Origin of the sequence: Marinomonas sp. FW-1 (genome assembly GCF_005222245.1) — a bacterium.
In the GTDB taxonomy this organism is placed as follows: domain Bacteria; phylum Pseudomonadota; class Gammaproteobacteria; order Pseudomonadales; family Marinomonadaceae; genus Marinomonas; species Marinomonas alcarazii.
This window is the reverse complement of the sequence record NZ_CP025987.1, coordinates 2,206,973-2,232,498: the sequence shown is the minus strand read 5'-3', so window position 1 is coordinate 2,232,498 and position 25,526 is coordinate 2,206,973. Positions and strand designations below refer to the sequence as shown.

28 protein-coding genes are annotated in these 25,526 nt (G+C 43.1%); 17 read left to right on the top strand and 11 right to left on the bottom strand.

The genetic code is table 11. From position 1 onward, the window contains the following. Positions 1–18 precede the first annotated feature (18 nt). Genes C1X04_RS10470 through C1X04_RS10455 form a run of 4 tightly spaced genes read left to right on the top strand, consistent with a single transcriptional unit; the run spans position 19 to position 6,744 of the window. Complete coding sequence (locus C1X04_RS10470) at positions 19–630, top strand: nucleoside triphosphate pyrophosphatase (RefSeq protein ID WP_137169868.1); 612 nt, start codon at positions 19–21, stop codon at positions 628–630. After that, positions 623–2,077 carry a ribonuclease G gene (gene rng / locus C1X04_RS10465; protein ID WP_110573019.1) on the top strand — a complete coding sequence of 485 codons (1,455 nt, stop codon included), beginning with the start codon at positions 623–625 and terminating at the stop codon, positions 2,075–2,077. Before C1X04_RS10470 ends, rng begins: the two co-directional genes overlap by 8 nt. Before the next feature lie 16 nt (positions 2,078–2,093). Continuing rightward, positions 2,094–5,915 (top strand): YhdP family protein, encoded by a 3,822-nt coding sequence (locus C1X04_RS10460; RefSeq protein ID WP_137169867.1) that lies wholly within the window; start codon positions 2,094–2,096, stop codon positions 5,913–5,915. Next, the gene (locus C1X04_RS10455) at positions 5,905–6,744 is read left to right on the top strand and encodes a carbon-nitrogen hydrolase family protein (RefSeq protein ID WP_137169866.1); all 840 of its coding nucleotides are present in this window, start codon (positions 5,905–5,907) and stop codon (positions 6,742–6,744) included. The genes C1X04_RS10460 and C1X04_RS10455 overlap by 11 nt, the downstream gene beginning before the upstream one ends. A gap of 72 nt (positions 6,745–6,816) precedes the next feature. On the opposite strand, the gene yjgA is transcribed toward C1X04_RS10455, so the two are convergent. The 9 genes from yjgA to C1X04_RS10410 all read right to left on the bottom strand — a co-directional run bounded on the left by yjgA (position 6,817) and on the right by C1X04_RS10410 (position 13,771). Then, the gene (yjgA, locus tag C1X04_RS10450) at positions 6,817–7,353 is read right to left on the bottom strand and encodes a ribosome biogenesis factor YjgA (RefSeq protein WP_137169865.1); all 537 of its coding nucleotides are present in this window, start codon (positions 7,351–7,353) and stop codon (positions 6,817–6,819) included. Between the two features lie 6 nt (positions 7,354–7,359). After that, complete coding sequence (mgtE, locus tag C1X04_RS10445) at positions 7,360–8,712, bottom strand: magnesium transporter (protein ID WP_110573011.1); 1,353 nt, start codon at positions 8,710–8,712, stop codon at positions 7,360–7,362. A gap of 8 nt (positions 8,713–8,720) precedes the next feature. Further along, positions 8,721–8,990 (bottom strand): HPr family phosphocarrier protein, encoded by a 270-nt coding sequence (locus C1X04_RS10440; protein ID WP_110573009.1) that lies wholly within the window; start codon positions 8,988–8,990, stop codon positions 8,721–8,723. 9 nt (positions 8,991–8,999) lie between these two features. After that, positions 9,000–9,449: a PTS IIA-like nitrogen regulatory protein PtsN gene (ptsN, locus tag C1X04_RS10435; protein WP_110573007.1), complete on the bottom strand. Its 450-nt coding sequence runs from the start codon at positions 9,447–9,449 to the stop codon at positions 9,000–9,002. 17 nt (positions 9,450–9,466) lie between these two features. Then, positions 9,467–10,936: an RNA polymerase factor sigma-54 gene (locus C1X04_RS10430; RefSeq protein ID WP_137169864.1), complete on the bottom strand. Its 1,470-nt coding sequence runs from the start codon at positions 10,934–10,936 to the stop codon at positions 9,467–9,469. A gap of 75 nt (positions 10,937–11,011) precedes the next feature. Continuing rightward, positions 11,012–11,737, bottom strand: a complete 726-nt coding sequence (gene lptB, locus C1X04_RS10425) for an LPS export ABC transporter ATP-binding protein (protein ID WP_110573003.1) — start codon at positions 11,735–11,737, stop codon at positions 11,012–11,014. Positions 11,738–11,740: 3 nt separating this feature from the next. After that, positions 11,741–12,247: a lipopolysaccharide transport periplasmic protein LptA gene (gene lptA, locus C1X04_RS10420; protein WP_110573001.1), complete on the bottom strand. Its 507-nt coding sequence runs from the start codon at positions 12,245–12,247 to the stop codon at positions 11,741–11,743. Continuing rightward, positions 12,231–12,806: an LPS export ABC transporter periplasmic protein LptC gene (lptC, locus tag C1X04_RS10415; protein WP_137169863.1), complete on the bottom strand. Its 576-nt coding sequence runs from the start codon at positions 12,804–12,806 to the stop codon at positions 12,231–12,233. Before lptC ends, lptA begins: the two co-directional genes overlap by 17 nt. A gap of 2 nt (positions 12,807–12,808) precedes the next feature. Then, positions 12,809–13,771 carry a calcium/sodium antiporter gene (locus tag C1X04_RS10410; RefSeq protein WP_137169862.1) on the bottom strand — a complete coding sequence of 321 codons (963 nt, stop codon included), beginning with the start codon at positions 13,769–13,771 and terminating at the stop codon, positions 12,809–12,811. Positions 13,772–13,942: 171 nt separating this feature from the next. On the opposite strand from C1X04_RS10410, the gene C1X04_RS10405 reads away from it, so the two are divergent. From C1X04_RS10405 to C1X04_RS10365, 9 genes are all read left to right on the top strand, one after another. Next, positions 13,943–14,740: an ABC transporter ATP-binding protein gene (locus tag C1X04_RS10405; RefSeq protein ID WP_110572995.1), complete on the top strand. Its 798-nt coding sequence runs from the start codon at positions 13,943–13,945 to the stop codon at positions 14,738–14,740. Next, positions 14,737–15,519: a lipid asymmetry maintenance ABC transporter permease subunit MlaE gene (gene mlaE, locus C1X04_RS10400; protein ID WP_110572993.1), complete on the top strand. Its 783-nt coding sequence runs from the start codon at positions 14,737–14,739 to the stop codon at positions 15,517–15,519. The genes C1X04_RS10405 and mlaE overlap by 4 nt, the downstream gene beginning before the upstream one ends. A gap of 1 nt (position 15,520) precedes the next feature. Continuing rightward, positions 15,521–15,982 carry an outer membrane lipid asymmetry maintenance protein MlaD gene (gene mlaD, locus C1X04_RS10395; RefSeq protein ID WP_110572991.1) on the top strand — a complete coding sequence of 154 codons (462 nt, stop codon included), beginning with the start codon at positions 15,521–15,523 and terminating at the stop codon, positions 15,980–15,982. A 4-nt stretch (positions 15,983–15,986) separates the two neighbouring features. Continuing rightward, positions 15,987–16,604: a phospholipid-binding protein MlaC gene (locus tag C1X04_RS10390; protein ID WP_110572989.1), complete on the top strand. Its 618-nt coding sequence runs from the start codon at positions 15,987–15,989 to the stop codon at positions 16,602–16,604. A gap of 201 nt (positions 16,605–16,805) precedes the next feature. Continuing rightward, entirely contained in the window at positions 16,806–17,042 is a 237-nt protein-coding gene (locus C1X04_RS10385) for a BolA family protein (RefSeq protein WP_110572987.1), read from the top strand. A gap of 26 nt (positions 17,043–17,068) precedes the next feature. After that, positions 17,069–18,331: a UDP-N-acetylglucosamine 1-carboxyvinyltransferase gene (gene murA / locus C1X04_RS10380; protein WP_137169861.1), complete on the top strand. Its 1,263-nt coding sequence runs from the start codon at positions 17,069–17,071 to the stop codon at positions 18,329–18,331. Position 18,332: 1 nt separating this feature from the next. After that, positions 18,333–18,977, top strand: coding sequence for an ATP phosphoribosyltransferase (gene hisG / locus C1X04_RS10375; RefSeq protein ID WP_110572982.1), 645 nt, complete (start codon positions 18,333–18,335; stop codon positions 18,975–18,977). Beyond that, positions 18,978–20,297 carry a histidinol dehydrogenase gene (hisD, locus tag C1X04_RS10370; protein ID WP_110572980.1) on the top strand — a complete coding sequence of 440 codons (1,320 nt, stop codon included), beginning with the start codon at positions 18,978–18,980 and terminating at the stop codon, positions 20,295–20,297. Then, the gene (locus C1X04_RS10365; RefSeq protein WP_254682247.1) at positions 20,290–20,838 is read left to right on the top strand and encodes an SRPBCC family protein; all 549 of its coding nucleotides are present in this window, start codon (positions 20,290–20,292) and stop codon (positions 20,836–20,838) included. Before hisD ends, C1X04_RS10365 begins: the two co-directional genes overlap by 8 nt. Before the next feature lies 1 nt (position 20,839). On the opposite strand, the gene C1X04_RS10360 is transcribed toward C1X04_RS10365, so the two are convergent. Continuing rightward, positions 20,840–21,892, bottom strand: coding sequence for a S1C family serine protease (locus C1X04_RS10360; RefSeq protein WP_110572976.1), 1,053 nt, complete (start codon positions 21,890–21,892; stop codon positions 20,840–20,842). A 17-nt stretch (positions 21,893–21,909) separates the two neighbouring features. On the opposite strand from C1X04_RS10360, the gene C1X04_RS10355 reads away from it, so the two are divergent. Further along, positions 21,910–22,671, top strand: a complete 762-nt coding sequence (locus tag C1X04_RS10355; protein ID WP_137169859.1) for a Nif3-like dinuclear metal center hexameric protein — start codon at positions 21,910–21,912, stop codon at positions 22,669–22,671. Positions 22,672–22,718: 47 nt separating this feature from the next. Here C1X04_RS10355 and C1X04_RS10350 read toward each other — a convergent pair whose 3' ends face one another. Then, the gene (locus C1X04_RS10350; RefSeq protein ID WP_137169858.1) at positions 22,719–23,174 is read right to left on the bottom strand and encodes a DUF1043 family protein; all 456 of its coding nucleotides are present in this window, start codon (positions 23,172–23,174) and stop codon (positions 22,719–22,721) included. Positions 23,175–23,304: 130 nt separating this feature from the next. Between C1X04_RS10350 and zapE the strand changes: the two genes are divergently transcribed. The 3 genes from zapE to rpsI all read left to right on the top strand — a co-directional run bounded on the left by zapE (position 23,305) and on the right by rpsI (position 25,393). After that, positions 23,305–24,405: a cell division protein ZapE gene (zapE, locus tag C1X04_RS10345; RefSeq protein WP_137169857.1), complete on the top strand. Its 1,101-nt coding sequence runs from the start codon at positions 23,305–23,307 to the stop codon at positions 24,403–24,405. Between the two features lie 152 nt (positions 24,406–24,557). Continuing rightward, positions 24,558–24,986: a 50S ribosomal protein L13 gene (rplM, locus tag C1X04_RS10340; protein ID WP_012070101.1), complete on the top strand. Its 429-nt coding sequence runs from the start codon at positions 24,558–24,560 to the stop codon at positions 24,984–24,986. A gap of 14 nt (positions 24,987–25,000) precedes the next feature. Further along, the gene (gene rpsI / locus C1X04_RS10335) at positions 25,001–25,393 is read left to right on the top strand and encodes a 30S ribosomal protein S9 (RefSeq protein WP_036159384.1); all 393 of its coding nucleotides are present in this window, start codon (positions 25,001–25,003) and stop codon (positions 25,391–25,393) included. The last annotated feature ends 133 nt before the right edge of the window (positions 25,394–25,526 follow it).

The following is a 25,526-nucleotide window of genomic DNA, read 5'->3' as shown; positions in this document are numbered from 1 at the left end:
TTATTTTAGGGAAACATTATGCTTGTTTTGGCTTCAGCTTCGCCGAGAAGGAAAGAGCTGCTTAGTCTTTTGGTTAACGATTTTGAGGTGTTGCCTGCCGACATCGATGAGACGCCAAGAGAGCGGGAGGAGGCGAAAGAATATGTTGTGCGCATGGCAGTAGAAAAAGCGCGTGCGGCATCAAAGATGTATACACAGCAAAATCCTCATTTTGACTCTTCCGTTGTTTTTCTTGCGTCCGATACCAGTGTGGTCGTAGATGGCTGCATTCTTGGTAAGCCAGATTCTCTTGAAGATTCAAGATCCATGTTAAGGCGGCTATCAGGCCGTTCCCACCAAGTCATTACCTCTCTTTGTTTATGTAATATTGACCTTGAGCATGTTGCTACTAAATGTGTTGTAAGTGATGTGGTTTTTCGTGATATCTCAGACGTAGAAATAGACTTGTATTGGAAGACGAATGAGCCCAAAGACAAGGCTGGCTCATACGGTATTCAAGGTTTGGGTTCTATTTTCGTGCGCACTATGTCAGGATCATATTCTGCTGTTGTTGGGCTGCCCCTGTATGAAACGGCTGAATTGTTAGCCCAATTCGGAATTCATTCGCTAGAGGAAATGTCACATGAGTGAAGATGTACTCATTAATGTTACTCCTATGGAGATTCGCGTTGCTCTAGTTGAGAACGGCGTGTTGCAAGAAGTCTATATAGAGCGCTCAAGTCGTAAAGGGATTGTTGGCAATATTTACCAAGGCAAGGTTGTACGTGTTCTTCCAGGTATGCAAGCGGCCTTTGTTGATATTGGCTTAGAGAGGGCGGCTTTTATCCATGTGTCAGAAGTCGTGAGCCGTGATGCTGTTAACCCAAGTGATCAGATTGGTGATTATTTGCGTGAAGGGCAATCGTTAGTGGTTCAAGTGACAAAAGACCCTATTAGTTCAAAAGGGGCACGGTTAACAACTCATCTTTCTATTCCTTCTCGTTACCTGGTTTATATGCCAGATCAAGCACACGTAGGGGTGAGTCAACGTATTGAGGATGAGGTTGAGCGTGAGCGTCTTAAAACGCTCGTATCTGAAGCTCTTACTGATGCGGATGAAAACAGTGGCTATATTCTAAGAACAGCAGCAGAGCGGGCTGGTGAAGAAGAAATTCTTTCAGATATCAAATTCCTAACCCGTCTATGGCAATCCGTTAAGCGTCGTATGCAAAATGCGAAGGCGCCCTCTATTATTTATGAAGACCTTCCGCTGCATTTGCGTACCATGCGTGATTTGGTTGGTCTTTCGACAGAAAAAATTCGTATTGATTCGAAAGAGAATTACGCTAAGTTGCGCTCTTTTGCTGAAGATTTCATTCCGGACCTTAGAGACCGTATTGAGTATTATCCTGGTGAGCGTCCAATCTTTGATTTATACAGTGTTGAGGATGAGATTCATAAAGCGTTAGACCGTAAGGTACAGTTGAAGTCGGGTGGCTATTTGTTGGTTGAGCAAACGGAATCTATGACCACTATCGATGTTAATACGGGGGCCTTTGTCGGGAGTCGAAACCTTGAAGAGACTATCTACAAAACGAACCTTGAGGCCGCCACGGCAATAGGTCGACAACTGAGGTTGCGAAATCTTGGTGGTATCATCATCATAGACTTTATTGATATGGAAGATGAAGAGCATAAGCGTCAAGTTCTACGTATGCTCGAGAAAGTATTAGATGCAGACCATGCTAAAACCAAAATTACCGGGGTTTCTGAGCTTGGTCTGGTAGAAATGACAAGAAAAAGAACGCGTGAGAGTCTGGGGCAAACCTTGTGTGAGCCTTGTCGTTCTTGTCGGGGGAGTGGGCTTGTTAAGACACCGGAAACCGTATGTTATGAGGTGTTCCGAGAAATTTTAAGAGCGGACCGAGCATATAACTCTCAGACATACACTGTGTTGGCTGCGAGCGCTGTAGTGGAAAGGTTTCTTGATGAAGAAAGTGTTGCTGTTGCTGAATTGGAAGCATTCATCGGCAAAACTATCCGTTTTCAAGTGGATTCTGTTTATACGCAAGATCAATATGATGTTGTTTTGCGTTAACTAAAAAGGACGTAAGATGCGTTGGGTATTGCGTAAGCTGATCCTTTTTTCTTTTTGGGCGGCTGTTGTTTTAACAGCACTGCTGGCTATCTTTGCGGTCAGTGTTGGGCAACTGCTTCCTTATATGGATCGCTATCGCCCACAAATCGAGAATAATTTACAGCAAATCATTGGCTACCCAGTGACGCTGGAAAGGATTGATGGCGGTTTAGAAGGCGTCGATCCAACTGTATCAATTAGCGGCTTTAATATTTTGGCTAACGGAAAGGCCTCTGTTCGTGTTGATGAAATGCGGATTCGCTTAGATACCGTTAAATCTCTACTTAGTTTAAGCCCTCAGTTTACCTATATTCGATTTGTCCGCCCCTATGTGCAGATGCAGGAAAATAAGGGTGTTTGGCATCTGGCTGGGGCTACTCCTTCGCGTAATGTTCGCAATGATGTGGGTGTTGAACGTGCGTTAGATTACTTGTCTGCTCAGAAAAACTTTTCTATTTATGATGGTCAAATAGACATTAACAGTGAGCAATTTGGTGAGCATAAAGTTCGCTTCCCACATTTGTACCTTTTCCAGAAATCATTTGAGTCTTTGCTGACATCAAAGATCTTTTTAGATGATTATCAGTCGCCATTCGTACTTAATGCTCGTATTGCGCAAACGCGTGGTTTGCTGGGTGATTATCGAGTAAAAGCGTCGCTTGTGGCCCCTAAGATATCTTTGCCTATTGATAGTGTATTAGCGAATAATGCCTATTCTATTGCGTCCGCCGATTTTGCTGGTGAGCTTTGGCTAGACGCTGTTGTCGGTAAGGAATACGAAGTTCGTGCAGAGTCTACGAACGTCAACATTGGTTTTGAGGATGGGCGGAATTTTGATGCGACTTCCTCTGTAAAACTTCACTATTCACAGCGGCAGCCAGCGATTCGTCTCGATCTAAAGGATTTGGTAATAAGTGATAGCAGTGATGTTAGTTATCCTGCTATTGATGCTGTATTTGATTGGTCGTCTTTAACGGACCGTTCGACAGTCCGCTTTAACCAAGCTGATTTGGGCTTGGGTCATGAAATATTAGCGCATTTTTTGCCAAAAGATTCTAACGCATTCAGTATTTTGAACGCCTTGCACCCATTGGGTGTTGCTAAGAATGGTAGCGTTCAGGTGTGGCGAGAAGACGGTGAGTTGTCATTTGAGTTTTTAAGTAATCTGCAAGCCGCATCCGTTAATGCCTACAATGGCATTCCTCAGGCCGATAAAATTAATGCTGTTTTTAGTTTGTCTGAAGACAGTGGCTATATCGATTTTCGGGGTAATGACAGCAAGCTGTGGTTTGATACGGTGTACGAATCGCCTTGGCAGGTTGATAAAGTTTTGGGCTACGTGAGCTGGCAAAAACAACAAGATATATTTTTAGTGAGCGGTCGTGATTTGTTGGTGCAACGCCGTGGTGCTGATGTTAATGGCGGCTTTCGTTTAGAAGTTAGAAGTGATGAACCTGATTGGCTTGCTTTAGATTTGCATGGTCAAAATTTATCTGTTGCAGATCGACTGGATTATATTCCGCCTAAAGTGCTTGATGAAGCGGTTATGTCTTGGATTCAGAAGGCATTTCCTAATTCTGGTGAAATCACGGATGTTGATGTATTGGTGCAGAGCGAGTTGTCAGACGGTGCTAAGCCTCACGTAAGAATGCAAATGGGGCTAAATGATACGGATGTGGCGTTTGATGAAAATTGGCCTACAGCGACGGATGTCAAAGGCAATTTTTCATATGATGCGACAGGTATCAGTGTTCATGTGGACTCAGCTAAGTTAGCAGATTTGCCCGTAAGTAATCTTTTGGTGACAGTGCCGATCATAAATGAGAAAGCAGATTGGCTGAATATTTCGGGTGCTGTTGATGAAGAGGCCCCCTTAGTTATTTCTACGTTGCAATCAACGCCGTTGGCCGACTCTGTTTTGTCACCTTTTGCTAACTGGCAATTGGAGGGGCGAGTAAAGGGTAAATTTGATGTTGCTGTGCCATTTGTTCCAGATACGGAGCCCAAAGTTCAGCTAGCGCTTGATTTTAAAGATAACCCATTGCGAATTAATGACCTTGATTTAGCTGGCTATGTTCAAGAAGGAAGACTGAATTATAGTTCTAGTGAAGGCATAACGGATTCCGCTTTTGATATTCAAGCATTGGGAGGAAAGTCACACCTTACACTTTCATCTAAGGCTACAGGAAAGGCTGGTGGGCTGGCTGTGATTGGTGATTTTTCAGGTGAAGTGGATATTAAAGACGTTCTTAAATGGCGTGATGTTAGTGATTTGGCAATCAATAGAGCGTCTGGTCTGACTGGTTACGCAGGAAAGTTGTTGGTTAATCAGTCTCAAATGGGGCAGGTCGATTTTACCATTGATAGTGAGCTGGTAGGGGTGAAAATAGATCTGCCAGAACCAATAGGAAAGGAATCGGATGAAATAAAACCGCTGCAAGTCAAAGTGAGGCAGCATGAATCTGATCTTGTTATTGATGCGAGTTATGACAGCCTTGCAAAGGCGAGAATGCTGCTTCAACGCAATGAGTTTATTGGCGGTGAGTTGATTGTTAGTACGGTTCAAGGGGAAGAATTCAGTTCAACAATACCGAATGGCTTGGTGATTAGTGGAAACTTGAAGCAGCTTCTTGTGCCTGAGTGGCAGTCTGTAATGGCGGATTTTTCAGGCGGAAGTACGGAAACTGATGCGGACGATATTCCTGCATTACCCGCTTGGTTGAGTCGAGTTGATCTTATAGTCGATAGAGTGGTGGTTAATCCAAATAACACTTGGCATAACTTTAAGGTGGCTTATAACGCCTCGACTAATAAGCCCCTTTTTGTGAATTCGGATGAAATGAATTTTGCTTTCATAAAGAAAGATGGTGTGATCAATCTCAATTTTGGTTTCTTGAGCTGGAATTCAGATCCTTCAGAGGAAGCCGGCAGTAGTAAAGAAGCGCCTTTTTCTGCTAGGCAAATTCCAAATATGAAATTGTCTGTGGATCAGCTTTATTTTAATGAAAAGCCTTACGGCGATTGGCAGCTTAATATTACCAGAGAGGGTGATGTTCTAAGGGTTGACCCTATTTCATCTAAATTAAAGACAGGTCATTTTACAGGGTCTTTATTCTGGCAAGATAGAGGGGAGTCTTCTAGTGTTGAGCTGGTTGTGGCTGCTGACGGTGCGGATCTGGCTGAATTGACGCAAAAGTTTTCCAATAAGCCGATTGTTACCTCTAAAAAGTACAAAATTGACGTGGGTTTAAGTTGGAAAGGACACCCATTTTATTTTGATCGAGAGTCGGTTTCTGGGCGGATTGCTTTTTCTTCATCGAATGGTAATTTCAGTCAAGTAGATGAGTTACCGCCATTTTTGAAGGTGCTGGGGATCTTTAATGTTGGGGCGTTGAGTCGACGTTTGTTGTTGGATTTTTCTGATGTTTATGAACCAGGCTTAACTTACGACGACTTTAACGGTGTTCTTTCTCTTTCTAATGGTATTTTGAAAACAATCTCCCCAATCACCATCAAGTCCCCAACCGCTGAGCTTGTTGTTGCTGGTGAAGCTGATATCGTAAATGAAAAATTGAATGAAAGGCTAACGGCCACTTTTCCTATATCAGGAACGCTGCCTTTGGCGGGGTTGATATGGGGAACTCCTCAGTTGGCGGGTCTGCTATTTATCACTGATAAGCTAATCGGGGATCAGTTATCTAAGGTAACGAGTGTGCAGTATAAAGTTGAAGGTTCCTTTAACGATCCTGTTATAACCCCTGTTCGATATCAACCAGTGGGTAAATCCAATGACAAATAGATTGCGTGTCGCGGCTATTCAACTTACCAGCACGAAAGATTGGCGAAGTAATCTGGAAGAAGTCAAACGTATGGTCGTTTCTGCTGCTCAGCAAGAAGGAGCGCGCCTTATTGTTTTGCCGGAAAATGTGTTTTTGTTTGATGGTAAAAATATGCGACCTTTGGCGGAGTCTGAGGATCAAGCGATTATTTTTGCTGAGATCGCGACGCTCGCCAAGTGTTACTCTGTTTATATTGTGATCGGCTCTCACCCTTCTCATATTCGGTTTGATGGCCAATTAGTGCCGAATGGGCGGGTAAGGCAGTCTTGTTGGGTGATTGGTCCTGATGGCGCCATACTTGAACGCTATGACAAAATTCATCTGTTTGACGTTGCTGTGGATGATAAAGCAGCCTCTTATAAGGAGTCTGATTTTATAGAGGCGGGTGAGTTGTCATTAAAAGTGGTGGATGTGGATGGCTTTAAAGTGGGTTTAAGCATTTGCTATGACCTGAGGTTTCCTGAGTTATATCGACAACTTGTTAATATGGGGGCTGAAATTTTATTGGTGCCTGCCGCCTTTACTTATGTGACAGGTAAAGCTCACTGGCGCACCTTGTTGTCCGCCCGTGCTATTGAAAATCAATGTTATGTCTTAGGCGTTGGCCAATGTGGTTGGCATAATTCAACAAGGCAAACTTATGGTAATAGTGTTTTGTATTCTCCTTTTGGAGAATGCTTGGCGGATTTGCAAGAAGAGCAGGGGTATTTTGTCTTTGAGGTAGAAAAGCAAAGACTGAATCAATGTCGTCAAAAAATGCCTTGTTTATCCCATCGTAGATTTCAGTAAAAAGCCCTGGTCAGTTTTTTCTGAGCCAGGGCTTTTGTCGAAGTAAATCGCAGTGGGTTTTACTTTTCTGTATTAGTCTTTTAAGCCTAAACGTTTCTCTTCGGCTTCACGCAAAAAACGGAATAATTTCTTACGGTTTGTTGTGTTTGATCCTTGAGACACTTCTTTTTGGGAGAGTCGGATAAGTTGTCTAAGCAGCTGAATGTCTTCGATCTGAGGGTTTTCATCTAGGTATTGGGACAATACTTCTTTACTGTTTTCGCCAATAAGTGCGTCACGCTTAACTTCTAGTTGGTGAAAAAGCTTGTTGTACGCAGCCGATGTTGAATCAAACATAGCCACTCGATTAGCAATGGCCTCATGGTCTTCTGTGCGCATGATCTTGCCGATGTATTGAAGGTGTCTTCTCATGGCTTCGTGTTGTTTTATGCGTCCAGCTTCAACGAAGGCTTCGCGTAAAGTGTCCGACATTTCAACTTTCTTAAGCTGGTTTTTGCTTAAGCCGAGCATTTTTTTACCAAGATCTTGCAAGGCTTCCATTTCACGCTTGATCTGGGTTTTACTTTTAGGAATGTCTTCTTCGTTTTCAAATTGATCAAAGTCTGTCATGGGAACCTATATTAAAAAAATAGTAGCGAGACCTAGGAAGGAAAGGAATCCAATTACGTCGGTCACAGTAGTCAAAATTACGCTGCCAGCAAGGGCAGGGTCGATGCCAATCTTTTTTAAGAAAATTGGCAGAAGTGTACCAGTGGTTGCTGCAAATAGCAGGTTTATTATAGTGGCGCCTGCAATGATATAGGCAATCTTTATGTTGTCAAACCAAAGAGCGGTGAGTGCGGCAATAACGGTTGCCCACAATATGCCATTAAGAAGTCCGACAACAAGTTCTCTATTTAAAAGCCAGCGTGTATTGGTTGCGCCAATCTGGTTCAGTGCGATGCCTCGAATTACCAGTGTCAGTACTTGTGAGCCAGCGATACCGCCCATACTGGCAACAATAGGCATTAATATTGCCAATGCAACCACTTGATCGAGTGTGTTTTGAAATAGTCCAATCACATAAGAGGCGATAAAGGCTGTAATAAGGTTTATGCCAAGCCAAACCGCACGTCGTTTGGTGGTTTTCATAATAGGGGAGAAGGTGTCTTCGTCGTCATCGAGACCTGCCATGCTTAGCATGGAGTGTTCAGCTTCGTCACGAATAACATCGACAACGTCATCGATAGTGATACGACCTAGTAATTTTCTGTTTTCACCATCAATAACGGGAGCGGAGACAAGGTCCATTTTTTCAAATAACTGCGCAACTTCACTTGCAGGTGTCTCTGCATTGATCACAGTAAACTCGGTTTCCATAATGTCACGCACGGTGGCATTAGGGTTGGAAACCAGCAATTTAGTAAGGGGGAGTACACCGAGAAGTTTATCTGAGCGACTGACGACTAATAAACTGTCAGTCATGTCTGGAATCTTTGCGTGCCTGCGAAGATAGCGAAAAACAATGTCCACATTGATATTTGGACGAATTGTTATCGTATCCGTATTCATTAAGCCGCCAGCAGAGTCTTCTGAGTAGCTTAATAGGTCTTCAACTCTTTTTCTGTCTTGCGCCGTCATCGACGCAAGCACTTCTTTCACGATCTTTTCTGGCAGGTGCTGTAATAAGTCGGCTAAGTCATCACTTTCAAAGTGTTCTGAGACGGCGATAAGGCGTTCTGTATTCATGTTTTTCATGAATTGAACGCCAATATCTTCAGTCAGATACTGTAATACTTCGCCTTCGTTTTTGTCTTCGATGAGTTCCCATAAAAGCTTACGCTCTTTTGGCGGAGACGATTCTAATAGTCGAGCAACATCTTGTGCAGGTAGGGCACCATTAAGTAGGTAGCGAATTTGCATTGTGGCACCGGTCTCAAGGGACTCGGTTACCGTTTGCAAATGATTAAGGGTGTTTTGCTCCGACATGATGCTCTTTACTCATCTTCACCGAAACGATTGTTGATTAATTCAACGATCGCGTTAATGGCTTCTTGCTCATCTTCACCATTCGCTTTGATTTTGATTTCGGTGCCTTTTCCTGCAGCAAGCATCATCATTGCCATGATGCTTTTTCCATCCACATTACGCCCATCTTTTTCGATGGTGATATCACAAGAAAAGCGTGTGGTTGTTTCTATGAGTTTGCCTGCTGCACGGGCATGCAAGCCAAGTTTGTTTATAATAACAATAGACTCTTCCAGCATGCTTTATACCTATATTAATGAGTTGAAAATACTGAATAGCTCTTCGTTGCTTTGAGCAGTACGCAGCTTGTCCAATGATTCTGGAGACTGTGCTAATTCTGCAATTTGAGCCAGTGTTGATAGATGTTGGTCACATTCATGTGGCGGAACAATTAACGCAAATATAAGATCGACAGCTTGTTTGTCTATAGAGTCAAAATCGATAGGCGTCTGTAGTGACATTACCACTACAGCGGTGTGATTTGCGGACTCTAGTCGACAATGCGGAATGGCTATTCCATTGCCTATACCAGTACTTCCAAGTTTTTCTCGACCTAGCAGTGCATCATAGACGGCTTCGTTATCACAGTGAAGTCGGTTTGACGCTACTTCCGCGAGGTTTTCTAATACGCGTTTCTTGCTAATGATATCTTGTTTTGCGAGAACGAGGTCTGCTTTTAATAATGATTTCAAGGACATGATAAAATGCTTTCCGTTTAGATCAGTCGTTTGCGTTCATTGGAAGGAGGGATGTTCATCGCCTCACGGTATTTGGCTACAGTCCGTCGAGCAACTTGTATGCCTTGATCTGCCAAAATGGCAGCTAACTTATTATCACTTAAAGGTTTTTTAGCAGGTTCGTCAGCAACAAGTTTTTTGATCATGGCCCTAATTGCTGTCGAAGAGCACTCACCACCAGAGGCTGTATTAACATGGCTCGAAAAGAAATATTTTAATTCAAATATCCCTTTTGGTGTGTGCATGTATTTTTGAGTGGTTACCCTAGATATGGTTGACTCATGCATGCCTACTTCTTCAGCTACGTCATGAAGCACCATTGGTTTCATGGCTTCTTCACCAAGCTCAAAAAAATCGATCTGTCTGCTGACAATGCAGCTGGCTACTTTTAGTAGCGTCTCATTTCTGCTTTGTAAACTTTTCATGAACCATTTAGCTTCTTGTAGTGAGTTTTTGATGTAAGAAGCATCTTCGGCTGTGGCAGCGGTGCTGGCCATGGCGGAATAGGTTTCATTGATTTTTATTGGTGGAAGAGCGTCGTTGTTTAATTCAACTTGCCAAACGTCATTACGTTTTTTGACTGACACGTCAGGAATAACGTAATCGGTATCATCGGCATCAATAACCGAGCCTGGGCGCGGGTTTAGTTGTTGAATTAAGCTAATGACTTCTTTTAGCGCTTCATCTTTTAATTTTGTTTTGCGGCTTAGTTGCGCAAAATCTCTATTGCCCAATAAGGGTAAATAATGGTCAATAAGGTTATAGGTGCTTTTGTATAGAGGGTGAGTCTGGAAAGCTTCTAATTGCACCAACAGACAATCACGTAAATCAATAGAGCAGACGCCGACTGGGTCGAAGCGCTGCAGTCTATGTTGAACCGCAATGACTTCTTCCATTTCTAGGTCTTCAAGTTCAATGCTTAGTGATTCGCAGATGTCGTCAGGTGTAATGCTTAAGTATCCATCAGGCTGGACACATTCAATGATGGCATAGGCAATCTCAAGGTCTCTATCAGACATGTGAGTAAGGTTTAGTTGCCAGATAAGATGGTCTTGAATGCTTTCAGCAGGTGCGTTACGGCTTTCAAAATCGCTATCGCCTTCAAAGCTAAGGTTGTCACTGACCGCAGCTGAACTTTGGTAAGTATCATCCCAATTGCTGTCTATGGATAGCTCTTCTGGGATGCTTTCTGTCCATTCGGACTCTAGGCGTGCTTCTTCACCGTTATCTAGAGGTGTTTCTGTTGCGCTTTTTGACTCTATGCTAGCAGGTAACTCATTATGAGTTTGCTCGTCATCATCAAGCTCAAGCAGTGGGTTCGACTCTAGGAACTCATGAATCTCTTGCTTCAAATCCAACGTAGAAAGCTGCAGTAAGCGTATAGCTTGCTGCAGTTGTGGGGTCATGGTTAGCTGTTGACCTAGCTTTAATTGTAAAGACTGCTTCATGGAGCAACTCTTTTTGTTTGAGTGAATTGGAACGAGTTGTGCATACTACTCCCTTTCTACAGCAATGATAAGGGGTTATAGGCGGAAGTCGTCGCCTAAATAGACCTTTTTTACTTGTTCATTGTTGATGACTGTACTGGCATCGCCTGATGCGATGATATAACCATTACCAACAATGTAAGCTTTATCGCAGATGTCGAGGGTTTCTCTGACGTTATGATCGGTAATTAGGACACCGATTCCACTTTCTTGGAGGTGTTTAATTATTTGTTTTATGTCACCAACGGAGATTGGGTCTACTCCAGCAAATGGCTCATCAAGCAGAATGAATTTTGGGTTCATTGCAACCGCTCTTGCTATTTCTACCCGGCGCCTTTCACCTCCTGATAATGCCATTCCTAAGTTGGTGCGGATATGGGTGATATGGAACTCTTCTAAGAGCTCTTCTAATCTTTCATGTTGTTGTGCTTTAGTGAGATTTTTGCGTGTTTCTAAAATCGCTAAAATATTGTCTTCTACAGACATTTTTCTAAAAATAGATGCCTCTTGAGGAAGATAGCCAACACCTTTTTGGGCGCGAGTGTGCATGGCGTCATGGGTGATGTCTATGCCGTCAATAAATATGCCGCCAGCGTCATTGGCGACCATACCAACTATCATATAGAAACAGGTGGTTTTTCCTGCTCCGTTTGGTCCTAATAAACCAACGGCTTGGCCTGATTCAACGGAAATTGAGACGTCTTTTACTACTTTGCGTTTTTTATAGCTTTTTGCAAGGTGTTTTGCTTCTAGTAAGGCCATCTATTATTTTGCCTCAGTAGTTTGTGGCTGTAAGGTCATATTGACGCGACCAGAATCTTTTTTCTCTGCGCTAAAGGTGCCATCTTGGATCATGTAGAGAATGTAATCAGCGGAGATAGAATTCTGCATACGGCTTAGGTATCCATCTCCAGTGATTTCAAGTTTGGATTCGTCGGTTTGGTAGTGGATTTCATTCCCTCTACTGATAACTATGTTGCCATTCCAATCTATTTGTTGACTGAATTTTGCTGGCGACCCTGTGGCTTCTAGGCTGTTAAATCTGCGGGTGCTTGGGTCTGTTGTGACTTTTAAATACTGTGCTTGGATTTCTATGGAGCCTTGTTTTACAAAGACGTTGCCTTTATAGATGGCTTCGCCTGAATTCTGGTCGAAAGAGGCTTCATCAGCTTGAATTTCTAATGGCTTGTTAAGGTCATCTGGTAAAGCGTAAGTGTATTGTCCAATAAGGGCAGAAGTGAGCAACATGCTGGCGTTAATGAGTTGTTTCATAGTTTCCTCGTACAGATCCTGTCATCACGACTTCTTCTGAGTTTATAAAGGTTGTAATCTTATTCGCGGAGGTTTTTCCTTGGGTTGATATCAAGGTAGCAGCTCCGTAGCTGGTCAATGATTTGTCTTTGTCTACGTAGTGCATGTTGTCCGAGCTAAGCTGGATGTCTTCAGACTGCTGATATTTTTTCGTTGCTCTTACGTTGTCTGTTAATAGAATATCATTACTTCCGTCTTCAATAACCCCTTTATCTGCTTTTCCATGCCATTGTCCCGATTCTGAATATCGGGCAACACTAGGCTGTTCGAGCAAGGTTTTCTCTTTAAGGTCATAGTGAGAGGTTTGTTTGGCGTTCAGTGTTTCGATTAGCCCTCCATTTTCATCAAACTCTTTTACCTGCACATCGGTGATGAAATAATCGGGCGAGCCACGAAGTGCATCGCTTTCGACTAAGTTTCTTGATGGCTTTGTGCTGTACCAGCTAATCGAAGCAATAACCACAGTTACTGCCGCTAATAGTAGAATGTTTCTGGTTTTAAGTGTCTTTGCTAAATTCATTGTTATGGCGCGCCATTCGTACTGATTGCAAATATATATATGCCATAGGATGCAATGAAAGGCAGGCCTATCCATCTAGGGATTGCATTGCTCTTAGATTTTTTGAATATAAAGATGGCAATAGCAAGTGCGACCGTTAATCCTAGTACCCAAGGGAAATCACGCTGCACGACACTTGGGTCGATTATGCCGGGGGCGATCAGTGCTGGTAAAGGTAATACGGTGGCTAGGTTAAATACGTTTGAACCTAGTACGTTGCCAATGGCGATATCATGATGTCCTTTTCTCACACTACTAACAGAAGCTGCTAACTCAGGAAGGCTGGTTCCAACTGCAACGATAGTCAGGCCAATAACTAGCTCGCTCACTCCCAAAGCAGTCGCTATGCCAATGGCGCCCCAAACTAGAAGTTTAGAGCTACCTATGAGTACAACCAGTCCAATTAACGCAATGATTAAGGATTTTAATGTTGATGAGCCATCATCTGCGGGAAGCTCTTCTTTTAGTTCGCTTTCCAAATCTTTGTTACCGCGTAATAGGATTATCAGCACGGCGACAAATGCAATGATGAGTATTACACCATCCCATAACCCTAGTGCTTGGTCATAGAGTAAAAAACCAGTCAGTACTGTGATGGCTAACACCAGAGGTACTTCTTTCGTCGAAAGCCCTTTTGCGATAGGGATGGCAGAGAATAATAAAGTGACACCCAACACTAGAGCGATGTTGGCAATGTTGGAGCCTAAAACATTACCGATTGCTATTTCAGGTGCATTATCCAGTGCGGCGATAGCAGAAACCACCATTTCAGGAGCAGAAGTACCAAACGCCACCAGTGTGATACCAATGACCATAGGGCTTACATTAAGCTTTTCAGCCACCAATGCGGCATGCTCAATGAATTTGTCAGAGCTAATGACGAGTAAAATTAGTCCAGCGATGAGAGCAACGGAAAATAACAGCATAATGGGTAGTAAGACTCATTGAAATTAGAAGGCACCATTTAATGAGGTTTAGCAACTAAATTCAAGGCTTGATCTTGCAAACAAAGTAGTTTTGCCTTTGCCGCGATTCTAATTGTTGGGGGGCAGTGATAGTATCAATCCATATTTAGGAAGGATGGTAAGGGTGTACTAGTGACTGATGCTTATATTGAAGTCCGAAATGTGAGTTTTTCGAGGGGGGATAGGGTTATTTACGAAAACGTTTCCCTGACCATTCCTCGCGGGAAGATTACTGCTGTCATGGGGCCAAGCGGGACAGGTAAAACAACGTTGTTACGCCTTATTGCTGCTCAGTTAGCACCAGACTCCGGTGAGTTGTTGGTGGACGGTAAAAACATCCACGCTTTGTCTAGGTCGAACCTGTATAAGGCGAGGAAGAAAATGGGCATGCTTTTTCAGAGTGGTGCTTTGTTCAGTGATATGAGTGTAGCTGAAAATATCGCTTTTCCTATGGAGGAGCATACCAAGCTTGATGCAGAAACCATCTCTAAAAGAGTTTTGGATAAGCTTTACAGTGTCGGTTTGCGTGGCGCAGCGAAATTAATGCCTTCTGAACTTTCTGGTGGTATGGCTCGACGCGTGGCATTGGCTAGGGCGATTGCGTTGGACCCTGAATTAGTCATGTATGACGAGCCATTTACAGGCCAAGATCCTATTTCAAAAGGCGTTCTGGTTAAATTAATACGCCAGTTAAATGATACGGCGAACATCACTTCAGTGCTTGTGTCTCATGATGTTGAAGAGTCTCTTTCAATTGCGGATCATGTGTGCATTTTAGCGGGCGGTCGTGTTATCGCTGAAGGCTCTGCCGATGAGATAAGGGCATCAGATAATGCTGAGGTTCAACAGTTTTTAAACGGTGAGCCAGATGGTCCAGTACCATTTCATTATCCAGAAAACCGCGCTGATGCTGGTAAGGGTGTTTTATGAAGATGATTGCAGAGCTTGGAGCCGCATTGCTGAACTGGCTAGAGTCAGTAGGGCGTGCAGGTATTTTCTTGGTGCAGAGTATCGTGAGGTTGCCAGTTAGACCGAAAGAGTCTTTAAATCTGCTGGTCAAGCAGTTGTATTCTGTGGGTGTTTTATCTCTTGTTATTGTCGTTGTTTCTGGTGCTTTTATAGGGATGGTTTTGGCGCTACAGGGCTATAGCATACTGGCAAAGTTTGGCTCGGAAGAAGCGGTTGGTCAGTTGTTGGCACTGGCTCTGCTACGAGAATTGGGGCCTGTGGTAACGGCTCTATTGTTCGCTGGCCGTGCCGGATCATCGTTAACTGCTGAAATTGGCTTGATGAAAGCAACGGAGCAGTTGTCTAGCTTTGAAATGATGGGCGTTGATCCGCTTCGTCGAGTGATTGCGCCTAGATTTATTGCAGGTGTCATTTGTTTGCCCTTGTTGAGTTTGATATTTTCAGCGACTGGGATTATCGGGGGGCTTGTTGTTTCCGTTAATTGGTTGGGCGTCCATGATGGCGCTTTTTGGTCCTTGATGCAGCAGTCAGTCTATTTTGATACTGATATTCTTAACGGCTTTATTAAAGCGGTCTTTTTCTCTGTTGCTGTTACTTGGATTGCTGTCTATCAAGGATATGAGTGTGTACCAACCTCTGAGGGGATTGGTAAAGCAACTACTCGTACTGTTGTTTTAGGTTCATTGGCTATTTTGGCGTTGGACTTTGTATTAACTGCCGCCATGTTTGGAGATTTTTAAGATGAGAAGTAAGCGTATTGAATTGGCTGTAGGGGCCTTTATTGTTGTTGGTATTATGGCCTTTGTTTACCTTGCCGTTCAGGTCAGTGGATTGGCGTTTTCTGATAAAAAAGACACGTATCAGATAGTGGCAAGATTTGATGATATTGGTGGGTTAAGTAATCGAGCTAAAGTGACGATTGCTGGTGTTAATGTCGGTAGTGTTGAATCCATTACCTTTGATAAGGATTTATACATGGGGCTAGTTACCATGAACATAGATTCGGATGTTGATAATATTCCCACGGATAGCTCTGTTGCTATTTTGACCAGTGGCTTGTTGGGTGAAAAGTATTTAGGGATATCAATCGGTGCAGAGGATGAAATGCTGAAAGATGGTGGCGAGATATTTGATACGCAGTCAGCTCTCGTTTTGGAAACCTTAATTAGTCAATTTTTATTCAAAGCAGGTGATTCGGAGTAATATTATGACTAGATTTTTCTCAGGTGTGTTTTTATTTCTTTCCCTAGTCGGTGCAAATTTCGCGTGGTCTAACGTGGATGATGCTAGAAACACTGTGGTTAATGTTGTTGAGGCGTTTCGAACTAATATTGTTGCTGATAAGGCTGTTTTAGCGAAAGATCCTGCGCTACTTGAGCAGCGAGTTAATGATATTTTGAAGGATGTGGTTGATTTTGATGACTTCTCTAAAAAGGTAATGGGTAAGTATTACCGTAGAGCTTCCCCAGAACAAAGAATTCGTTTCGCCAATGTCACCAAGGATACCTTGCTCAAAACTTATGGCGCATCTCTTTTAGAGCTGGATGCGGACCGAATTAACGTTCTGCCTTTAGGGCCTCAAGGTCGCGGTAACGAAACCAAAGTGGATGTCAATTTTCAAATGGAAGCGGGCGGTGTTCTAAATATTTCTTTTTATATGGAGCAGGCAGAGCAAGGTAACTGGATGTTGAGTAACGTCGTTATTAATAACATTAACTTTGGTCTGACTTTTCGCAAGCAGTTCGGTGTGATGATGCAGCAAAATAGAAACGATATTGAGTCTGCTATTTCGGCATGGAAAGAGTCGTTAGCTAAAAAGTCATAATTTTTACGGCAACAGAACACCTTAAAAATCCGAATTCACTCTGTGGGTTCGGATTTTTTTGTCTGCCCAATTGTCAGCCTAGATTAAAATGTTAGAAAACAGCTAGTTTTTTATTCAGAGTTGGGCTTTGAGGTGTTAAGTAGTTGGCTGTACTAATGTAGAATAAAGGCAATTATGTATATTTAATCTATTGGAGCGACTGTGAACGCAGGTGAAGTTAAAGCACTTTTAGAATCCTCTATCCCTAATTGCGAAGTAATCGCTGAAGGGGAAGGATGCAATTTTCAAGTAGTAGTAGTAACAAGCGAATTTGAAGGATTATCGACTGTTAAAAGACAGCAGCTTGTCTACTCTCATCTTCAGGAAGCTATTTCCAGTGGCGCCATTCATGCCGTTACGATGAAAACCTACACGCCCGAACAAATAAATAAGCTGTAATTAAGCGATTATAAGAGATTAAAAATATGGATAAGCTTCTGATTACCGGTGGTGCTCGGCTTAATGGCGTTGTTCGTGCGTCTGGCGCGAAAAATGCTGCACTGCCAATTCTTGCAGCCACTTTGTTAACAAAAGAATTAATTACGATCAAAAACCTTCCTCATTTGCACGATATTACCACCATGTTGGAATTGTTAGGTTCCATGGGCTGTGGTGTCGTGGTTGATGAAAAAATGAGTGTTCAGCTTGACGTTTCAACACTTAATAATTGCGAAGCACCTTATGAGCTGGTGAAAACCATGCGCGCTTCTATTTTGGTCCTTGGTCCGTTGGTAAGCCATTTTGGTAAGGCGATTGTGTCTCTGCCAGGTGGCTGTGCTATCGGTAGTCGACCAGTTGATTTGCACCTACGTGGTTTAGAAGCGATGGGCGCAACTATTAGTGTAGAAGGCGGCGATATTGTTGCTAGTGTTGACGGTCGCCTTAAAGGTGCGCGCATTTTCTTTGATAAAGTGACTGTAACAGGAACGGAAAATCTACTCATGGCTGCGACGTTAGCGGATGGGCAGACTATTTTAGAAAACGCTGCACGTGAGCCGGAAGTGGTGGATTTGGCTGAATGCCTCATTGCAATGGGGGCCAAAATTACGGGTCATGGTACCGATACAATCGTTGTGGATGGTGTTGAAGCTCTACATGGCACTAGCTACCCAGTAATGCCAGACCGTATTGAGACTGGTACTTTCTTAGTCGCTGCTGCCATTACTGGTGGTAAAGTGAAAGTGATTGATACCGATGTTAAATCACTGGAAGCGGTACTCGCTAAATTAGAAGAAGCGGGCGCGAAAGTGACGTGCGGAGAGGATTGGATTGAGGTAGATATGGAAGGCCGTCGACCTCAGGCTGTTAATATTAGTACAGCCCCTTACCCAGCTTTCCCTACCGACATGCAGGCTCAGTTTGTTGCATTAAACTCTGTTGCTACCGGTGTTGGTCGAGTAATTGAGAATATTTTTGAAAATCGCTTTATGCACGTAGACGAAATGTTACGTATGGGTGCCGATATCGAAGTAAATGGTAATACGGCTATTGTGCGCGGTTGTGATCGCCTTAAAGGTGCGCCTGTCATGGCAACGGATTTACGTGCATCCGCAAGCTTGGTTCTGTCTGCGTTAGTTGCTGAGGGCGATACTAAAATTGATCGCATTTACCACATCGATCGCGGTTACGAGTGTATTGAAGAAAAATTCGGTGCATTGGGTGCGAAAATTTCACGGGTTCTAAATTGATATGAGTAAGACATTAACGATTGCGCTGTCGAAAGGGCGTATTCTCGGTGAAACCTTGCCGCTTTTAGAGAAGGCGAATATTGTTCCTGTTGAAGATATAAGCAAAAGTCGAAAGCTAATTTTTGATACCAATCACGAGCATATAAAGTTAGTTATCTTGCGTGCAACCGATGTGCCTACTTATGTTGATCATGGTGTGGCAGACTTTGGTGTGGCGGGCAAAGACGTATTAATGGAAGCCTCTACTAAAAACTTGTATGAGTTATTAGACCTTAAAATAGCGAAGTGTCGCTTGATGACAGCCGGTGTTGTTGGTCAAGCGTTACCAAACAGACGCTTAAAAGTGGCTTCTAAGTTCATTAAAACTGCGAAAGCGTACTTTGCTGAACAAGGTGTACAAGCGGATGTGGTCAAGCTGTATGGCGCGATGGAGCTGGCTCCAATTATGGGGCTTGCTGACCTTATCGTCGATATAGTGGATACGGGCAACACCTTAAAAGCGAATGGTCTAGAAGCGCGAGATTTGATTGCGCCTATTAGTACACGTTTGGTGGTCAATAAAGCCGCTTACAAGACTAAATACTCAGAAATTGAGCCTATTTTAGAAATGATAAGAAGTGCAGTTGAAGATAACGAGGGTAAGTAATTGAGTCTGAATATTCGAGAGTTTTCTTCTAGTGCTGAAGGGTTTCGTTCAGAGCTAGAATCTTTACTTGCATGGGATTCAGTGTCTGATGCTGGTGTTCAGCAAGCCGTAGCTAATATCGTTGAGCAAGTTCGTCTACAAGGTGACACTGCGCTTATCGAGTTTACCAATAAATTTGACCGTCGAAACGTTGCGTCCTCTTCTGAGCTGGAAATCACTCGTGATGAGTTGGCATTGGCGAAAGGCCGTGTGAGTGCGGAGTTAGTTGCTAGTTTGGAAGCAGCGGCTAAGCGAGTGCATAATTATCATGAGCGTCAGATACAGCCTTCTTGGCAGTATCAGGAAGACAACGGCACTGTTTTGGGTCAAAAAATAACGCCATTAGATCGAGTGGGTGTTTACGTTCCTGGTGGTAAAGCGGCGTATCCTTCATCTGTGTTGATGAACGTTATGCCTGCTAAAGTGGCAGGTGTTAGTGAAATCATCATGGTAGTTCCAACACCTGATGGGGTTGTTAATGACATCGTTTTAGCAGCGGCTTACATCGCGGGTGTTGATCGTGTCTTTACTATTGGTGGTGCTCAAGCCGTTGCGGCTCTGGCCTACGGAACAGAAAGTGTTCCTAAGGTCGATAAAATTGTTGGGCCAGGAAATATCTACGTAGCTACCGCTAAAAAGATGGTGTTTGGTGTGGTTGGTATCGATATGATTGCCGGCCCTTCTGAGATATTGGTTGTGTGTGATGGTAAAACCGATCCTGATTGGATTGCGATGGATTTATTTTCACAGGCTGAACATGATGAAGACGCTCAATCGATTTTGATTTCACCGGATTCTGCTTTCCTGAAAGCGGTGAAGAGCTCGATGGATAAGTTGCTTCAAACGCAAAGTCGCAAAGATATTATTAAGGCATCATTGGAAGGCCGTGGCGCATTTATTCATGTTGAAAACATGGATGAGGCAATGGATATTGCTAATATCGTTGCTGCGGAGCATCTAGAGTTGTCTATGGATGAGCCTGAAAAGTGGGTTGAAAAAATTCGTCACGCAGGTGCTATTTTTATGGGGCGTCATACGCCAGAAGCGCTTGGTGATTATTGTGCTGGACCAAATCACGTTTTACCGACGTCAGGCACGGCACGTTTTTCATCGCCTTTAGGTGTATACGATTTCCAAAAACGCAGCTCCTTGATTTATTGTTCTCCTGAAGGGGCAAGTGAGTTGGCGAAAATTGCTTCGCCTTTGGCGCGTGGCGAATCTCTAGAGGCGCACGCTTTGTCTGCGGAATATCGTATTTTGCAGGATGAGAAGGGTGAGTAATTTGTCTCACCCGTCGGCTCTTTATACGCTGCGAAAAGTAACGCGTATTTCCGCGTTGGTTATTTTGCTTTTGGTAGTTGTTGGCTTTTTCATGCCGACTGACTATCGAGTGGAGCGCAGCGTTGTGGTTAAAGCGTCACGGGATGCAATTTACCAACACATTCTGCAAGGGGACAGTTTACCAAATTGGATGTTTATTCAGGATGGTAAGGTGGATGACTTTGAAGGGGTTTTAGGAGAAGGGGACTCCGTTGCTTTAGTTTACAATGGCGAAACTGAGCAGGGTTTGCTGTCTGTTATTGAATCCTCATCATCCGTTATCCGTTTCGATGTTCGCCCTAAGCCTGGGGTTAATTTGGTTCGAAATCAGATCGAACTTCAGGATAATGGTAGTGAAACCTTGGTTACCTGGACAATAGAAGGTGACCTGAATGCTGGTTGGTTGAGTCCTTATCTTGCTTTTTTTGCTAACGATATTGCTGGGCGTAATTTCGAGCACAGTTTGCAAAACCTAAAAGAGCAAGTAGAGCTTATGCGTTAGTTCAATAGGTAATTCGCTGCATTGTGGGCTGTTTTTCTAGCATGATATTGGTTTGATAGGACTGCTGCCCACGAATACCACGCAAAGAAATATTTGTGCCAGGCTTTAGTGATGCAATTAAGTGTCTAATCTGAAATGGATCTTTGCTTGGGGTGTTATTGATTTCAAGGATAATGTCTCCAATTTCTATGCCCGCTTTGTCGGCTGGACTTTCTTTTGTAATATCACTCACTAGTAGCCCACTCTCTGACGGCAGTAATAGGTTTTCTGCTAGTGCTTTGGTGATTTTTTTCGCGTCCATTCCTAAGTAGCCTCTGATCACTTCACCGTGTTTGATTATGTCTGCCATAACCTCAAGTGCATCATCAACAGGTGTAGCAAATCCAATGCCTTGTGAGCCTCCCGTGCTTGAATAAATAGCCGAGCTAATGCCAATAAGCTCACCTTTTAAGTTGATGAGTGCGCCGCCTGAGTTGCCAGGGTTTATGGCTGCGTCTGTCTGTAAGAAGTTTTCATAAGTGTTAAGTCCTATGCTATTGCGGCCTTTGGCGCTGATTATCCCAGCTGTTACTGTTTGGCCTATGCCAAAAGGATTGCCAATAGCGAGAATTTGGTCGCCTACAAAGACATCATCACTTTTACCCATTTTAATACTTGGTAAATTGGGCAGGCCTATTTTTAAAACCGCTAAGTCGGTAGATGGATCTGAGCCAATAATTTTAGCTTCGACACGTCTGTCATCATGTAGGGCGACAACAATGCTATGGGCATTTTGGATGACGTGATGATTGGTTAGAATGAAACCATCTTTAGTCGCTATAACGCCAGAGCCTAAATTTATGCTGTGTTTCACTTCATTTGTATCGTTAAACGCTTTTGGTTCTGCAATTTGAGTGTAGATGTTTACAACGGAAGGAGTCGCAGCTTTTACAGGTGAAGAGTAGCTTGTAATAGGTGTTTTTTGTTTCTCTTGAATAAGTAAGACGGCTAGGCCTATACAAGTGCCGGTGAGAATAGAGATAATGGCCGAAACCCAGTAAGTTTTTTGATTCATAGATGTGAGAGGTTACTTTGCTACGCAGTGAATTTGAGTTATTGCTTAATGAAACATTAAGTCCAAGTCGTTTCAAAGATTATGCGCCCAATGGTTTGCAGGTGGAAGGAAAAAAAGAGATTAACCGTGTTGTGACAGGTGTTACAGCAAGTCAGGCGTTAATTGATGCTGCTATTGAGCTAAAGGCCGATGCAATCTTTGTTCATCATGGGTATTTTTGGAAAAACGAAGATCCTCGTATTGTAGGTATGAAGTATCGCCGTATCGCTGCATTAATAAAGCATGACATCAATTTGTATGGTTATCACTTGCCGTTGGATGCGCATCCAACTCTGGGTAATAATGCGGGCTTGGCTGATGCTATTGGTTTGTCTTGTCGATCTGCTCTACAGGCTGGGGTTCCCATCGAGGAGTCCATCGGTATTGTGGGTGAGTTAGAGGAAGCTATGTCACTTGATGCTTTTCAGCAACGAGTTGAATCAGCGGTCAGTCGAAGTGTGTTGTTTGAGCGTGTTAGTGATCAGCCTATACATCGAGTGGCTTTGTGTACTGGAGGTGCGCAAGGCTATATAGAGCAGGCTGTGGCTATTGGGGCGGATGCTTTCATTACGGGTGAAGTGTCTGAGCAGACTATTCATATTGCCCGTGAGATGGGGATTCATTTTATTGCGGCTGGACACCATGCTACTGAACGCTTTGGAGCTAGATCAATGGCGGCTTATTTAGCGAATGAGTGTGGCTTGGACGCGACGTTTATTGATGTGGATAACCCTGCCTAAACTTGAAGTTAAGCGCAAAAAAAAGGGCTTTTAAAAAGCCCTTTTTTTTATATGGTGCGTTTTGGTTCTAGGTCTAAGTCACGGTTTCGATCATCAAGGCCAAAGCTTTCACTTAGCATACCTGGCTCTTTATCTTTTTTGAGCGCGTAATCTCTAGGTGGTTCTGTTATTTCAGAATCATCAGCGGTTACGGTAGTGCTAGCTTGGTGTTTTTCAATTTTAACATTGCTTAATTGAGACGCATTGTTGGCAAGGACGCTTCTTAATTCTGCTAGGCGCTTCTCGGCAGCGTTAAGTTGTTCATTGCTGTCAGTGAAGAAGTTATCAATGATAACTTGTTTGCTGTCTAACTCCTGTTGTAGCGATTTAATAGTGATGATGCTTGAGTTAGAGGTTGCTTGTTTGTTTTGTCTTGTATTAAGGCTTTTAACAAAAAGCGTGGCAACACAGCCAATAATGATGCCCGTAATAAAGATGATGATGTTGAATTCTTCCAAGTTCATGACTTTCTCCAAAAAACAGATGATCTATTATAGCGAAATCACTTCTACGATAACAGCTCGATAGGTGTTGTTTAAGACGCAATTTGTTAGAATAATTGCAATTCACCTAATTGAGCGAATAAGAGCGGCGATGACACCCATTACACGTTACAAACAAGATTTGACCAGAGAAGACTTTCATTATGATCCAGCTCAAGAAGAAGCGGTAGAGGCTCTTCAAGATTTATTTGATCGTTTAGTCGCAAATCAGGCCAACAAGTCTTCCGATGGCTTTTTGGGAAGGCTTTTAAAGAAGAAAACACCTACTGTAGAACAAGGGCTCTATTTTTGGGGTGGCGTGGGTAGAGGCAAGACCTACCTAATGGATACGTTTTTTGATTGTTTGCCGACAGAGAAGAAAATGCGTTTGCATTTTCATCGCTTTATGCAAATGGTTCACCAAGAACTGCGTAAATTGAATGACGTTAAAAACCCTTTAGAGATAGTAGGTAAGCAAATATCTTCCAAAGCACAGGTTTTGTGCTTTGATGAGTTTTTTGTGACCGATATTACTGATGCCATGATTTTGGCAGGCTTGCTAGATGTGTTATTTAAAAATGGCACAACCTTAGTGGCGACTTCTAACATTGAACCAGATGGCTTGTATAAGAATGGCTTACAACGAGCGCGCTTTTTGCCTGCTATTGATTTGGTTAAGCAGCACACCAAAGTGATGAACGTTGATGGTGGTGTTGACTACCGATTGCGTACTTTGAAGCAAGCTAAACTGTATCACTACCCTTTGAGTGAAGCGGCAGATAAGGAACTGAATGACCGATTTATGAGCCTTATTTCAGATGCTTCCCACATTGTTGAGGGAGGTAATGTCGAGATAGAGGGACGTGCAATTCCTTTGTTGAGAAGTTGTGAAGACCTTGCATGGTTTGACATTAAAGCCCTTTGCGATGGGCCAAGAAGTCAAATTGACTATATTGAAATCGCGCGCCTTTATACAACGGTGATTATTTCTAATTTGCCTCAGATGGATGCCGCTCGTGATGATTTAGCAAGACGCTTTATCAACTTGGTTGATGAGTTTTATGATCGTCATGTTAAGGTGATATTTTCGGCAGAAGTGGCGATTCCTGATATATACGTTGGGACACGATTGGCCTTTGAGTACGATCGTACAGTAAGTCGATTATTAGAGATGCAATCTGAGGAATATTTGTCCTTAGAGCACCGCCCATAAGTGTCTTTCGACTTTCATAATCGCTAATTTTATTATATACTTCGCTCGCCTTTTTAAAGGTAAGTGTACGTTGATCGAAAGCTTTGCTTTCGGCCAACCAATAATAATAGGTATAGCGTGTCATTGAGCACGCATATTGATAGGGTTTTTTCATGAAAACTTTTACAGCTAAACCTGCTGAAGTACGCCGCGACTGGTTCGTGGTTGATGCTGAAGGCAAAACTCTAGGTCGCTTGGCTACTGAAATTGCTCGCCGTCTTCGCGGTAAGCATAAAGCGGAATATACTCCTCATGTTGACACTGGTGATTACATCGTTGTTATCAATGCTGAGAAAATTCACGTTACAGGTAACAAAGCAGCTGCTAAACAATACTACCGCCATACTGGTTACCCAGGCGGCTTGCGTTCTATGAATTTCGAGAAGTTGATTGATCACGCTCCTGAGCGCGTTCTTGAAATCGCCGTAAAAGGTATGTTGCCAAAAGGTCCTTTGGGCCGTGCAATGCACAAGAAAATGAAAGTGTACGCTGGTACTGAGCATCCACATGCTGCTCAACAGCCTCAAGCCCTTAACATTTAATACGGAAGATCATTATGTCAGCTACTCAATACTACGGTACAGGTCGTCGCAAAACGTCTACCGCTCGTGTTTTCCTTAAAGCGGGTTCTGGTAACTTAGTTATCAATAACCGTACTCTTTCTCAGTACTTTGGTCGTGAAACTGCTCAAATGGTTGTTCGTCAGCCTCTTGAACTTGTTGATGCTACTGAAAAATTTGACGTTTACATCACTGTTAAAGGTGGTGGTATCTCTGGTCAAGCTGGTGCGATCCGTCACGGTATCACACGTGCATTGATGCAATACGATGAGACTCTACGTCGTACTCTACGTTCTGCTGGATTCGTTACACGCGACTCTCGTGAAGTTGAACGTAAGAAAGTTGGTCTACGCAAAGCACGTCGTCGTCCTCAGTTCTCTAAGCGTTAATTTTCGCTTTGGAATTATTATCAAAACGCTTGGTGTATTCGCCAAGCGTTTTTTTTGTTTGAAATAAATACAGTGTTACTATCGTTCAGCATGATGATTTTTCTAAGAAAAATTGTTTCAAAAAATGTTAGAA